Origin of the sequence: Bradyrhizobium sp. WSM1743 (assembly GCF_000473065.1) — a bacterium.
Taxonomy (GTDB): Bacteria; Pseudomonadota; Alphaproteobacteria; order Rhizobiales; family Xanthobacteraceae; genus Bradyrhizobium.
The window spans coordinates 1-13,610 of record NZ_AXAZ01000016.1; the positions used below are offsets into that span (position 1 = coordinate 1).

The window sequence follows — 13,610 nt, forward strand, 5'->3', positions numbered from 1 at the left end:
CACGGGCTTACGGTGACCGCCCATCTTGCCCGGCGCAACCGAGCCGGTCGCCCGCTGTCGCTGTGACCACTTCACCACTGACGAGACCGCAACACCAAACCGTTCCGCCACAGATCGGCAGCTCTCGCCCGCCAAAACCGACGCCACCACACGCTCGCGAAGATCCAGGGAAAGAGGNCGGGTCATGCGATGCTGGCCTCCAATCCAGTCAGCATCTTGAATCACAATCCGCCAAAAACCGGAATCCCTCCGATTCAATCAAGCGAGGAAATGCTCTAGGGCAGATCGATTGACGTAACCCAATCGATTGCGGAGCATCTTACGACCAAATCCGGCTGGATGTCATTGGACCGGATCAACGCGATCATGACGCGGAGTTCCGCTTATGCCGTGTTCCCCGCGTCGACAGTGAACACCGTCCCGGTGACATTGCGGCCACCTTCCCCCAGCAGATATTCCACCATGCGCGCGACGTCATCCGTCTCCGGCAGACGGCGCAGCGCGCTGCGCCCAGCGATGCGTTTGCGGCCTTCGTCGGAGAGATTGTGGGTCAGCTCGGTATCGATGAAGCCCGGAGCGATCGCATTTACGGTGATGCCGAGCTTGCCGACCTCGCGCGCGAGCGAGCGGGTGAAGCCGGTGGCGGCCGCCTTGGTCGCGCCGTAGACCGACAGGCCGTTGTAGCCCGTGGTCGCGATGATCGAGGAGATGTTGATGATGCGGCCGGCACCATCGGCCATCATCTGCCGCGCGACATATTTGGTGAGGATGATCGGCGACAGCACGTTGAGCTGCACCAGCGCCGCGATCTCTGAATTGTGCATGGTGGCGAGCAGGCCTTCAGTGCCAAGGCCGGCATTGTTGACGAGGCCGTAGATCGGGCCGAATTCGTCTCGCACCAGTTTTGCAAAGGCCGGGATCGCATCGATCACGGCGAGATCGCAGGCGCGGAAATGCAGGCGCCCTTCGGACCCGGCGATGGCCGCCCTGAGCTCGTCGCTCTCGCGCCGCGCGGCCGCGATCACGTTGAAGCCTGCACCAACGAGGCGGTTCGCAATCGCTAGTCCAATGCCGCGGCTGCCGCCGGTGACGAGAACGTTATGCATCGATGCGCGCCAGTTTTCCGGCCGGGGTGACGTCGAGCGTCTCGACGAAGCGGAGCACCGCCGGCACCTTGTGGGACGCGAGCTGGGCGCGGCACTGCTCCAGGATCTGGTCGCGGATCTCTTTCGCGCGCGCCGGATCGGTGCCCTCAGTGAGGATCACGTCGGCAACGACGATGCCGCCGGTGATCGGGCTGCGGCGGGATTTGGCCCGCGACATCCGCACGTCGGCATGGCGGTTGATGACCGCCTCGATCTCCTCGGGGTGGACCTTCAGCCCGCCGATATTGATGATGCCGCCGCGACGGCCGACGAAATAATAGCGGTCGCCGCGCAGCTCGACGATGTCGCCGCTGTCGACGAAGCCGTCGGCATCGGTGAGCGCCGCCGCATTGCGGCCGACATAGGCATGCGCAGTGCGCGCCGAGCGGATCCGCAGCGAGCCGTCGACGACCTTCATCTCGACGCCGTTGCGGTTGCCGAGATAATCGGCCGGAAAGCCCTCGAGCCCGTCATTCACGGCGAAGCCGACGCCGGCCTCGGTCGAGGCATAGGCGTGGCCGACGGAGGCATTGAGGAACGCTGCCTTCAAGCCGTCCAGCACAGCCTGGTCGGCGATCTCGCCGGAGAGACGGACGTAAGCCGGGGCGAACTGCGCGGCCGAGCCGCTCATCAGGAGCTTGCGCCAGTGCGAGGGCGTGCCGGAGATGTGCGAGACGCCGCGCGCATTCAGCCGCGCGACGTGATCGGCCAATGCCTCATGCGGGTCCGATAGCACCATCGAGCCGCCGGAGAGGATGGCGCGAAGGAAGATTTGCAGGCCGCCATAGCGGCGAATGTCGTAGAACGTCGCCCAGACTGGCGCAGGTCCGCGTCCGTAGCCCTCGGCAACGATCGCGCCGGTCAGCGCTTCCAGCGTATGGCCAGCGATCTTTGGCACGCCCGAGGTGCCCGAAGTCAGCATCAGCCATTCGGTGGCGCGCTCGGTCTTGGCCGGCGCGGCGGCTTGAAGCGGCAAATGCGCGGCGACGACCAGCGACACGCCGGTCTCCGCCCAGCGATCGGGCTCGTCAGTGACGACGGCATCGATCCCTGCATCCGCGATCAGGGCGTCGAGATGCGCCGGATTGAGGTCGGGCGGACACAGCAGCATGCGGCGGACAATGCCGTCGAGCTCGATCATGGCAAGGCCCGACCGGAGCTGGTCCGATAGCTTGAGCAGCACAGCACGGCCCGACAGCTCGCGCAGGCGGCCGCCCAGGATCGTGTGCGACAGGATGTCGGTCAGCGACACGACATCGTGCGCATCGGAGATCGTCCGGCCTTTCAGCTCCGCGCCGAGATGGTCGCGAAGCGCAAAGATCTCACGCGGGGACATTTTCGTAGGCCCGCACGAAATCGCCCACCGTGGCGGGGAACGCGGCGTCCTCGGAAATGGTGAAAGGGTCGACGCCGGTCTCATCCTCGAGGCGCGCCACAAGAATCGCGAAGGCGAGCGAGTCGAAGCCCGTCTCGTGCAGGGACAGATCGTCCGACAGTGCGGGAAGCGTGACGTGCTGCTCCTTGGCGATCTGCTGGATTGCTTCAATGACCTTAGACCTTACCGACATGGCTGGCTCGCTTTTTGTTATCGATCTCGGTGTTGCGGCGGCTCTTGACGACCGCCTCCCCATGGCCGTCTGTTTACCCGACAGAAGTAAATGGCTTCTTGGACAATTCAGATAAAATTGGACCTATCTCTCGATTTTGGTTCCGCTATAGCCTGATCGTACCGTCCGAGATTGCCGCATACGCCTCCCTGTCCAGCCCCACATAGGCACCGGACTTCGGATCGCGCACGAACAGCGGATCGGAGATCGCGGCCGGATCAAATCCCTCACGCGCGAGATCCCCCTTCTTCTGTTTGAAGGTCTCGGTGGCATCGAGCTCGCGCGAGATGCGGACGAAGACCGGCCAGGCGTATGCCGGCAGGCGCTGCGCGAGATGAGCAGGCAGCGCGGCGATGTCAAAACCCTCGTTCGCAACGATCGCGCTCATGCCGGCCCGGCCATCGGTGCCGGGAATGCCGACGCCGTAGGTGGTGGCATCGATCACGCCGGTGAAATCGCGCACGGCATCGTTGACCTCCGAGGTCGCGACGTTCTCGCCCTTCCAGCGGAAGGTGTCGCCGATGCGGTCGACGAAATGGAAAAAGCCCTTGTCATCGATCCGCATCAGATCGCCGGTACGGAACCAGGCATCGCCCTTGGCGAAGACGTCGCGCAGGATCTTCTTCTCAGTCTCACCGGCATCGGTGTAGCCCTCGAAGCGGCCGCCGCCCTCCTCCGCGGTGCCGATGCGGCCGATGGCTTCGCCCTCCTCGCCGCGCGCGCAGGCGATGCAAAAGCCCTCGTCGCTACGTAGCGGCATGCCGCTGTCTGGGTCGAGCTTGACGAGACTGGCCGGGAAGCGGTGCGCGAGCAGCGGCGGGATGCGCCCGATCGCGCCCGGCTGTCCTTCGACATTGAACAGCGAGAAATTGCCTTCCGTCGCCGCGTAGAATTCGAGGATGCGCGGAATGGAAAAGCGCGCCTGGAAATCCTCCCAGATGTCGCCACGCAGGCCGTTGCCGCAGACGAGCCGCAAGCGGTGCCGGTTCTCGTATTCCGACGGCGGCGCCTTCAGCAGGTAGCGGCAGAGCTCGCCGATATACTGGAACAGCGTGCAGTCATGCCGCACGATGTCGGACCAGAAATGCGAGGCCGAGAACCTCTCGGCAATCACCACCGAGCCGCCGGCGGCCAGCATGCTGCATGGCGCGACGATGCCGCCGACCGAGTGGAACAGCGGCAGGCAGTCATAGAGCCGGTCCTGCGGCGTGGCGCCGGTGAGGCCGGCGAACCAGAAGCCCCAATTGAGGATCCGGCGGTGGCTGATGCTGGCCGCCTTTGGCAGGCCGGTGGTGCCCGACGTGTAGATCAGCAGCGCACGGTCGTCGATGGTGACGCCGCCATGCTCGTCCGGCGATAGCGGGGCATCGTCGAGCGCCGTGAGCGCGACATCGATCGCGCGGTCGCTGCGGGCGTCGCCATGGGTCCAGATCTTCGCCTCTGTCTTCAGATGCGGCTTCGCGCTCTCCAGCGTCGCCGCCAGATCGTGCGCGACGATGATGTGCGCCGGCCTTGCGACATCGAGGCAATGCGCGAGCGATTGGCCGATGAGATTGGTGTTGATCAGCGCAACCACACCGCCGATCCGGCTGATGCCGAGCCAGGCCGCGACATAGTCGATGCCGTTCGGCACGATCAGCCCGACGGTATCCCCCTTGGCCATGCCGACCGAGCGCGCCCAACGTGCATAGCGGTTGATGCGCTTCGACAAGCCTTCATAGTCAAGCGCTGCGTCATCCGTGACCAGCGCGATGCGACCAGGCTGGCGCCGCGCCCAATCGTCGACAACGTCGGCGAACAGCCGATCCGGCAGCATCTCGATCCGCGCGGTGAGCTCGATGGCCTTCAGCCAGATCTTTGATGCCGACGGCGCGCGCGCGGCTTTCGTTTGCTCGATGACGCCGGTGGTCATGCCGTTCATGCTTTCGGAACGTGTCTGCTGGTCCCGGCAGCTTAGTCCACGGCGTCCTGCCCAGGCGTTAAGAGACAAGGTAAAAGCCGGTTAGTGCGCGATTAACTCTGGTGATCCTTTACCGAGCCGGCCCGATCGGCGTGCGGCCCAAGAGGATTCTCACGACAGAAACTCCATTCATTCGGACGCGCTCCGCGTGTCCCCCAGCCCCGCTTGCGGCCGGCGATGTCCCGGCGCTAACCGCTTCGCCTGTAACGCAGGCGCGGCGGCGCGTTGACCGGATAATACGGATTGAGGTCACAGGTCGCGGCGCGCCCCGATGCGGTGGCGCTGCACTGCGGCAGAGAGGTGAAGGAGCATTCGTACCACTCCCCGCCACCGCCATTCGCGCCGGAATAGACGTGCATGCAGACGGGATAGCGGGGATCGAAGGTCTGCGCACGCGATGGCGCGACGACGAGCGCTGCCGCAACAGCACTGATCAGGCTAGACGAGAGACGCACGAAGAATGCTCCTGTACGCTGCATCGCGGATCTCAGTACACCTTCTTGTGACGCCGGCGCGGTGGCGGCGGTTCGTCGAACGCGTAATAGGGATTGAGATCGCAACTCGCCGCGCGGCCCGAGGCCGAAGCCCGGCATTGCGGCAGCGACGTGAAGGAGCAGTCGTAATAGTCGCCGCCGCCACCGGTGAAGCCGCCGGGCGTATAGACGTGCATGCACACGGGGTAGCGCGGATCGTAGGTCTGCGCGCTGGCATCGGCCGCGACGAACAGCGCGGCGACCGCCGTGAGGGTCAAAATCGGCAAACGCATGGAGGAATCCTCGAGTTGGTCACGGCGGCGACGCGGACGCCAGCCGCCTCATATGGCATAACACCACGCAAGAGGCGACTGTTCCCAGGGACAGATGATGGCAAGGTGAGTGGCCGAGCTAGCCGCCGAGCCCCTGCAACACGAGCCGATTCAGCCTTGCCGCGAACGCGGCCGGGTCTTCCGGCAATTCGCCGTCCAGGATCTGCGCCTGTTCGAGCAGGAGCAGGCTGAGATCGTCGACGACCTTCGAGCCAGCTTGCGCCTTGGTGACCGCGGTGACCAGCGGATGGCGCAGGTTGATCTCGAGGATCGGCTTGGTCTTCATGCCGCGGTTCTGCTGCGCCAAGATGCGCTCGAGCTCGCGGCTGGGGCCCTGGCTGTCGGCGACGAGGCAAGAGGCCGAGCTGGTCAGGCGCGTCGAGGCCTTGACGTCGCTGACGCGCTCGCCGAGCGCGGCCTTGATCACAGCGATAGTGGCCGCTTCATCCGCGGCCGGCTCGTCCTTCTTCGCCTCGTCCGCTTCGTCGAGGCGCGGAATCAGGTCGAGATTGAGATCGCCCTGGCTCAGCGACTTCAGCGGCTTGCCTTCGAACTCCGACGGCATCGAGGTCCAGAAAGCATCGACAGGATCGGACAGCAGCAGCACCTCGATGCCGCGCGCGGTCGCAGCTTCCAGCCGCGGATTGGATTTCAGCCGCTCGATGCTGTCGCCGACGAGATAATAGATCTCGGTCTGGTTCGGCTTGAAATCGGCGATGACCTGCTTCAGCGACCGCTTGTCGCCCGACGTGGTGGTGAAGCGCGACAGCGCCAGCAGCTTTTCGCGCCGCTCGAAATCCTCGTAGATGCCTTCCTTCAGCACCGCGCCGAAGGCGTCCCAGATCTTGGCAAAATTCTCCGGATCCTTGTCGGCAAGACTTTCGAGCTCGGACACGACCCGGGTCGCCACGGCTTTGCGGATCTGCGCGAGCTGCGGATTGTTCTGGAGCATCTCGCGGGAGATGTTGAGCGGGAGATCCTCGCTGTCGACGACGCCGCGGATGAAGCGCAAGTACCCTGGCAACAGATCGGCATCGTCGGTGATGAAGACGCGGCGGACGTAGAGCTTCACCCGGCCCTTGCGGTTCGGCTCGAACAGGTCGAACGGCTTGGTCGAGGGCGCGAACAGCAGCACGGCGTAGGAGTAACGTCCCTCGGCGCGGTAGTGCAGCGTCATGGCGGGATCGTCGAAGGCAGACGCAATCTGCTGATAGGCCTTCTTGTAGTCGTCTGCCGTCAGCTCGGATTTCGCGCGCTGCCATAGCGCGCTGGCCGAATTGATCTGCCGTGGCTCGCCCTCTTCCGGCACGAGCTCGATCGGAAACAGGATGTTGTCGGAATAGGCCGTGACGATGCGCTCGATCTCGTAGGTCTCGAGATATTTCTTGGCGGCGTCCTTCAGGTGCAGGACGATCTCGGTGCCGCGCGTCACGCGCGCCGCTTCCTCGTCGCTGGCACGGGCGATTTCGAAGCCGGAGCCGCCGGAGGACGTCCAGGTCCAGACATCGCTCTCGCCGGCGCGGCGGCTGATCACGACGATCTTCTCGGCGACCATGAAGGCGGAATAGAAGCCGACGCCGAACTGGCCGATCAGGCCGAGCCCATCCTTGGCCTCTTTCAGCTTGGACACGAACGCCTTGGTGCCGGAGCGGGCGATGGTGCCGAGGTGGTCGATCAGCTCCTGCCGCTCCATGCCGATGCCGTTGTCGGCGATCGTGAGCGTTCTGGCCGTCTTGTTCGGGACGATGCGGATCTTGAGCGCGTCGCCCTCGCCCAGCAAAGCGGGACTTGCGATGGCTTCGTAGCGCAGCTTGTCGCAGGCATCGGAGGCATTGGAGATGAGTTCGCGGAGGAAGATGTCAGTTTCGGAATAAACGGAGTGCACCATCAGGTGCAGCAGTTCGGAAACTTCGGCCTGGAAAGGCTGCGTATGCACAGCCGTATCTGACGTCGTCATGCGCTTACCCGGTCAAAACAAAAGGGAGGAACCCGGATATAGCGCGAGGCGACGGCGGATCAAGAGGATGTGAAGCATCCGCCCCCGCGCGGCCACCTCAACAGGCGCGGGTCAGGTCACGCAGCGGCCGGGCTGGAGCAGCCTTGCGACCTCGGTCAGGGAGCTGACCACCGGCTCACAGGCGATCGTCGGCTTGCTGCGAAGCTTCTTCTGGTTCTGGAGCAGCACTGGCGGCTTGGCGTTGCCGGCCTCGATTACCGCGGGGACCCGCAGCAGCACCGACGTATCGGCGAGGTCGTTCAGCCGCATCGACACCGTGCGGGTGGGAACTGCTGCCGGCTTGATCTCCGCGAGCCGGTCCGCCTTCGCGGCGCGATTGACGTTGTGGCCCGGCTTGTCAGCCTTGTCGGCGACCGCTTGCCAGCGGTCAGCCAGATCATGGCCGGAGGCTAATTGCGCGGCACCGAGCGTCGCGGCGATCGCGACGGCGCCCAAAAATACCTTTTGAATCTGTGACATGGCTGTCGATCCCTCGCCCCATGGCGATCGCGGGAACAACGCCGCCGGAGGATCGGGGGTTCTCGACCGTTACGATCACTTAACCGTGTGCGAAAAATGCCGCAGGGCCGGCAAAATATTTCGCAACCTGTGGAACGACTCTGCCGGTCGGGAGTCGTCTCAGCAGCCGGCTATTCCCCCCTGCCCCATAAGCCGGCGACGTAGGGCGCGACTGTGGTGATGCCAGTCGCGCCTTATTTTTTTCGCCCATCGCCGCCGTCCGGCTTCGACTCACGACCCGCCGGCCTTCAGCAATTGCCGCGCGTCGAGCTCGACCGTCTTGAAACCCCAGTCCGCCGCGACAGTCACGAGATGCGCCGTGCCCCCGGGGCCGTCGGGGTCTTTCTCGCGATTGTAGAGCGCGACCAGCGTCAGGTAACGCGCTTGCGTGGCGAGGGCGTTGAACATCATCCAGAGATTATTCCGCTGCCAGATATCGTAACCCTTCTTGCCGGAGAGCCAGCGCGGCAAGTCCTTGGATTCGGCAAGCACGCGAGGCGCCACGCGTTGGCAGAGTTGCTGGTACCGCATCACCCAATCCACCCCTCCGTGATTGACCGATTCGGCCTGGAACTGGGCCTCCGGCAAGGCCAGCAAGAGCTGTGTCGGGATGCCGAGCTCGTTGCAGACCTCGTGGAACAGGATATCGCTGCCGCAAGCCCCGCCTGCGATGCCGAAGGCGACGCCGCCATCCTCGTTCATCTCGTCCTTGACCGCCTTTTCGATCATCTTGCGCGCCGCGGCCACGGCCTCGGGCGTGTTGGGAAAACGCGGGTCGTTCTTGTCCCGGCGGGACGTGTCCAGCATATGGCCAGTGAAAAGGATGACCCGCACGGGCAGCGCCGCGGGTTTATCCGGTGCAGCCTGGTTCATCTCCTTCAGCGCGGCTTCGACATTTGCCGACAGCACCCCGAGCTCGCGAAACAGCAGGAGATTGCGCCGCGCCGCGTCGATTTCGAACGGACCCGCATTTGCCAGGCTCCTTCGATAGGCGGTCCCGGCTTGTGCCGGCCTCTCGGCCGTGAGGAACGTCAGGTCCGCACGGCTGATCTCCTTCCAGACGTCGAATTTCTCGCCCTTCCGCACCACCTTGTCATCGTTGCCGACGGCCAGGTGTAACGCCGCAGCGAGACGACCCGCGCGGCGTTCGCTGGTCTTGAGCACGATCGCCGCGTCCCCGTCATCGAAAGTTTCAGCCCAGACGTCGGGGAGCGCTTTGGCGAGACCGATCTGGATCGTCAGCATCGCAAGCGCGTTGATCGCCGCATAGAAACTGTCCAGATCTTCGGCGAAGCCATCGAGATAATGCTGGATGCCGGAGGCAAGATGTGGCGAGCGGAGGGCCGCCTCGCGTTGCGCGTCTGCGGACGCTGCGGCCTGCCAATCGTCAATCCATCGCGTCTTGGCGTTGCTTCCCAGCAGTGAATGCCCTTCGGCGCGGTGAAACCGCCGCTCCGCCGATTCCTTGGGCGTCTCATCGCGATCATTCGGCGGCATCGTGCGGGCGAGTACCCGATTGATCGCCTGTTCCGAACGCGTGATGCAGTCGAGCTTTGAATCGGGACCAAGGGCCCTGGCCGCCAGCTTCTGATAGATCGTGCCCAGGCGGTAATTGGCCTGAAAATCGTTACTGTCCAAGCCCCGAAGCAGTTCGAACGTCTCCTTGGCTCCGGCGAAGGCCTTGATCCGAAATTGCGCGTCGCCAACAATCCGCAATCCCGCGCTCCCCCATTCGAAGCCGCGGACCTCCTGAGCGAGCAGCCGCAGGTCGCCGGCGCGACCCGCCTTTTGCGCGATCTCGACCTCTTCCTGGAAATCGAACGGCACGACCATGAGCGCGGCCCGGTCGTGCGGCGTCAGACGCGGGAGCAACTTGAAGACCGGGCTGTCCTTGTTGGTGTCGGCAAGCGTCGCCTTGAGCGACTCGACGAAGCCAGGGAGCGCGGCGGCAGGATTCGCCGGGTCGTATTGACCATATCGATCGGTCTGAAGATCGAAGGGATACTTGTCCTGCGTGTCCTTGGCGCGCATCAGCAGGGTGTGCCGATCGCGCAAGCCGTGCCGGATACCAAGCTCGTAGAAGACGTTGGCGTTGTGGATGGAGACGTCGGCGATCACCAGATCGGAGAGCACCAGCAGCCGGAACATATCCTCTCGAATATTGCCTTGCCGCGTAATCTCGAGCGTGGTGCGGCCTTCAATCCCGGCCTGCTTGAGCGCAGGTCCGATAAGATCCCTTTCCACCCGATCGAAATCGATGCCGTCCTGCGTGCCGAAGGGACGAACGATGAAAGCGCGCGTTACTTCCATGACTGCGATCCTCAGGTCTGGCTCAGAAGCCTGCGTCTGAGCACCGGCCGCTGCCGGATCAGCTTACATCGAAGCAGGGCGGGAAGTGTTCCGGCTTGACCTGCTCCTTCGCGGCAAGCCGCCCGATGTCGGCAAGGTCCGCGATATTGTTGGGATCATCCATCGCCGCGATTTTCGCGACAGCTTCCGGCGCAAGGTCGAGCTTGACCGTGGTCTTCAGCCAGCCCGGTTCAAGGAGCACGTTATAACGTGCATAGGTGGCGAGTTGCGGGCCGCTCTGGCTGTCCAGCTTCATATCCCCCACAGCACGGTCGATCGCCCATGGCGTCAGGCAGTTCGTCAGCCATTGCAGCATTGCCTGATTGACGCGCCCGCAATCATCCATGAGCGATTGCAGCGATCGCAGGCCCTGCTCGGCCGCAGGCATGCCCGTGATCTGTTCCGCCGTGTAAGTCTTCTTGAACGCGCCCGTGCCGACCGAGACCAGCAACAACTTGTCTCTGCCGGTTGGCCAGTGAAAACCATGGCCATCGAGCGCGGCCAGCATCAGCAGTTGCAACGACGGGTCGTTGAAAGGGCTCACACCGCCGTCGACGAACGCGCCGGCGACGACGTTTCCCTCACGCGAGGAGATGTCGATCTCCTGAGGCTTGAAATAGGTCGGTGCTGCCGTGCTCGCCCGGACCACCTTGGTCAAATGCAACTTGCCGTCCTGCGCGGCATATCGAGCCGCGGGATGGTTGTGCAGCGGCCAGGGACTGCCCGTGTCGAGGCGCTTCGTCATGATCATCAAGCCGGTGCGGATGCGCTCGCTGTCGAGCGTCGTATCTGCCCCGAGCTGCTCATCGAGCGCAGCTTGAAGTGGTTCGGATTTGAACTTTGGCGCCAGCAGCCCGAGCCTCCAGAACTCGGCCTGGAAAACATCCGTCCCGATCCCGGTGTAGAGCTTCTTGAGTTGCTCCACCGTCAATCCGCAGGCCAGACCGGCCGCAATGATCGACCCGGTCGATGTCCCCCCGATGAGATCGAAATAGTCGCAGAGCAGGAATTTCGGGTCGTCGAATCGTCTCCTGAACTCGCGCTCCATGACTTCAAGATATTCGAGGGTAAGAATGCCGCGTATCCCACCACCATCGAGCGCCAGTATCCGCTTTGGTCCGTTCGTCGCGTCCAGATGTTGTTGCTTGGTCTTGGGCATCCGACCCTCCCAGGCGGCAAAAGGCTGCCGGCGATGCCGGCTGCAGCAATTCGATGGTTCACAATTCTCATATGCGACGGCTACGGAATGTGCCGCGGCATCAAATTCGATCCGACCTTCAAAATCGGTCGCTTCAAGACAACCATCTTGCACGAAACACAGCCTAAAGCATAGTGGCCGAGATTGCCGGACGAGAAGATCAGACCGCCGCCTCGCCATCGTTCATGGCATCGCGCTGGAAACGCAGAAAAATCGTCAGATGGTGCGGCAGACGCCGGAGCCTTGGCTGAGGCGAAGCAAGGAATTCATGAAGCAGCTTCCTGTCGCCAATCAAAACAAAGGCGAGCAGTTACGTCCGGTGATTGCCGGCTGAACCGAAGGGACGCTCACGCGCGACAGGATCAGGCGATATGGCGCGGTCGGCCGTAAACTCAATAGCGCGCTGCCATCGCTCGGGGTCTCAAGAGACCTTTGCTGCCAGCCATTCTCGCCCCTCGCCATAAAGCTTTTCGACTTCCGTGCCGGTGAGGCCCGGCATGTCGCGCTTGACCTTGTAGCCGATCAGCTCCTGCATGTAGGCGAGGTGGCGGTAGCCTTCGGGCAGCGCGGCGAGCGCCTTCTGGTCGAGGCGCAGTGTCGCGGCGGGATCGACCGGATCGATCCGATCCTTCTCATAGATCGGCTGGCGGCGGACGATGCCCCATTTGCCGATGCCTGATTGATCTTGCCGCTTCTCCAGGAAATCGTAGAAGCGCCCGGTGCAGACGACGTCGCAGAGCACGTCGTGCACGAGGGCGCGCTGCGAGATCGTCATCTTGGTCTGGGCGATGGCCCGCGCCCCCGCAAGATCGATGCTGGTGCCGCCGAGGAAGTGCAGGATGCGCACGCCCCTGGCGAAGCCCTCCTCGCTGACCCGGATGAAGTCCCGCGCCGGTCCCTGAAACCAGGTGGCGGACATCCAGCCCTCGTCATGCCACAGCGTGGCAAAGCGCTCCCAGTCGCCGGCGTCGCGCCACACCGCCCAGTTCTCGACAAGATCGCGGATGGCGAGGCGATCGAGGATTTGCTGGTCCATAAGGCACATCTCCGACTGGGATAGATGCATGAGGTATGAGCGGCGAAGTGGATGCGCGTCAAGCGCAGAAGGCCGACACGAAAAATCCGGCGTGCCTTGCAGCACGCCGGATCAAATCGTGTCGCGAAACGGCGCTTTCCTTAAGCCGCCGGCGCTTTGGGTGTGCGATTGCGCGAATTGCGCTGGAAGAACAGCGCCTGGCTCGCGACCGCCGACACCATCGCGGGTTGGAACGGCTTTGAGATCAGGAACGCCGGCTCGGGACGCTCGCCGGTGAGGAAGCGCTCGGGGTAGGCGGTGATGAACACCACCGGCACCTCGAAGGTGCGCAGCAGCTCGTTGACGGCGTCGAGGCCCGACGAGCCGTCGGCGAGCTGAATGTCGGCCAGGATCAGGCCGGGCCGCCTGTTCTTGGCCAGCGCCACCGCATCGGCATGCGTGCGCGCAACGCCGACGACGTTATGGCCGAGATTCTTCACCAGGCTCTCGAGGTCCATGGCAATGAAGGTCTCGTCCTCGATGATCAGCACGTCGGTCGCGATCTCGGCCGCCATCTCGCGTCCGGCAGCGTCCGCAAGCCGCCGCGTTTCCGCGACATCGGTGCCGAGAATGAAGGCGACTTCCTCTTCCGAAAAGCCCTCGAGCGAAAGCAGCAGGAAGGCCTGACGCGGCAGCGGCGTGATGTTCGACAGCCGCCGCTCCGGCGGCATCGGCAGGGTCGTCACCTCGGCATCGTCGTTGACGGAGACCGAATTCCAGATCTGGGTGAACAGCCGAAACAGGCCAGCCCGAGGCCCATGGCTCTCGTCGAGCACCGACGGATCTCCCAGCATGGCTTCCAACATGGCTGCGACATAGGCGTCACCGGAGGCCTGGCTGCCCGTCAGGGCGCGCGCGTACCGTCGCAACAACGGCAAGTGTTCAGCAACAAGCTGTGAACGGGACATCCCCACTCCATTCGTCTCCGGGCCAACCTTGAGGTCAGGCGTCATGCG

Annotated in this window: 13 protein-coding genes; all 13 read right to left on the reverse strand. The window is 63.8% G+C overall.

Annotated features, from left to right (window positions below; genetic code table 11):
* Positions 1–186 (reverse strand): helix-turn-helix domain-containing protein (locus YU9_RS45675; RefSeq protein WP_156951850.1); only part of this gene is annotated, 186 nt, incomplete at its 3' end.
* 197 nt (positions 187–383) lie between these two features.
* Complete coding sequence (locus YU9_RS0112915; RefSeq protein WP_027573218.1) at positions 384–1,106, reverse strand: SDR family NAD(P)-dependent oxidoreductase; 723 nt, start codon at positions 1,104–1,106, stop codon at positions 384–386.
* Entirely contained in the window at positions 1,099–2,481 is a 1,383-nt protein-coding gene (locus YU9_RS0112920; RefSeq protein WP_027573219.1) for a class I adenylate-forming enzyme family protein, read from the reverse strand. The genes YU9_RS0112915 and YU9_RS0112920 overlap by 8 nt, the downstream gene beginning before the upstream one ends.
* Positions 2,468–2,713, reverse strand: coding sequence for an acyl carrier protein (locus YU9_RS0112925; RefSeq protein WP_015688794.1), 246 nt, complete (start codon positions 2,711–2,713; stop codon positions 2,468–2,470). Before YU9_RS0112925 ends, YU9_RS0112920 begins: the two co-directional genes overlap by 14 nt.
* A gap of 145 nt (positions 2,714–2,858) precedes the next feature.
* The gene (locus tag YU9_RS0112930) at positions 2,859–4,673 is read right to left on the reverse strand and encodes a long-chain-acyl-CoA synthetase (protein WP_027573220.1); all 1,815 of its coding nucleotides are present in this window, start codon (positions 4,671–4,673) and stop codon (positions 2,859–2,861) included.
* Positions 4,674–4,900: 227 nt separating this feature from the next.
* Positions 4,901–5,167: a DUF3551 domain-containing protein gene (locus tag YU9_RS0112935; protein WP_027573221.1), complete on the reverse strand. Its 267-nt coding sequence runs from the start codon at positions 5,165–5,167 to the stop codon at positions 4,901–4,903.
* 32 nt (positions 5,168–5,199) lie between these two features.
* Positions 5,200–5,478 carry a DUF3551 domain-containing protein gene (locus YU9_RS0112940; RefSeq protein WP_027573222.1) on the reverse strand — a complete coding sequence of 93 codons (279 nt, stop codon included), beginning with the start codon at positions 5,476–5,478 and terminating at the stop codon, positions 5,200–5,202.
* Between the two features lie 118 nt (positions 5,479–5,596).
* Positions 5,597–7,474, reverse strand: coding sequence for a molecular chaperone HtpG (htpG, locus tag YU9_RS0112945; protein WP_027573223.1), 1,878 nt, complete (start codon positions 7,472–7,474; stop codon positions 5,597–5,599).
* A 111-nt stretch (positions 7,475–7,585) separates the two neighbouring features.
* Complete coding sequence (locus YU9_RS0112950; protein ID WP_027573224.1) at positions 7,586–7,993, reverse strand: hypothetical protein; 408 nt, start codon at positions 7,991–7,993, stop codon at positions 7,586–7,588.
* A 270-nt stretch (positions 7,994–8,263) separates the two neighbouring features.
* Positions 8,264–10,342, reverse strand: a complete 2,079-nt coding sequence (locus tag YU9_RS0112955) for a tetratricopeptide repeat-containing protein (RefSeq protein ID WP_027573225.1) — start codon at positions 10,340–10,342, stop codon at positions 8,264–8,266.
* Positions 10,343–10,400: 58 nt separating this feature from the next.
* Positions 10,401–11,540 carry a patatin-like phospholipase family protein gene (locus YU9_RS0112960; RefSeq protein WP_027573226.1) on the reverse strand — a complete coding sequence of 380 codons (1,140 nt, stop codon included), beginning with the start codon at positions 11,538–11,540 and terminating at the stop codon, positions 10,401–10,403.
* A 460-nt stretch (positions 11,541–12,000) separates the two neighbouring features.
* Complete coding sequence (locus YU9_RS0112975; protein WP_027573227.1) at positions 12,001–12,615, reverse strand: nuclear transport factor 2 family protein; 615 nt, start codon at positions 12,613–12,615, stop codon at positions 12,001–12,003.
* 140 nt (positions 12,616–12,755) lie between these two features.
* A complete protein-coding gene (locus tag YU9_RS0112980) occupies positions 12,756–13,562 on the reverse strand; it encodes a response regulator (protein WP_027573228.1) in 807 nt (268 codons plus the stop codon).
* Between the last annotated feature and the right edge of the window lie 48 nt (positions 13,563–13,610).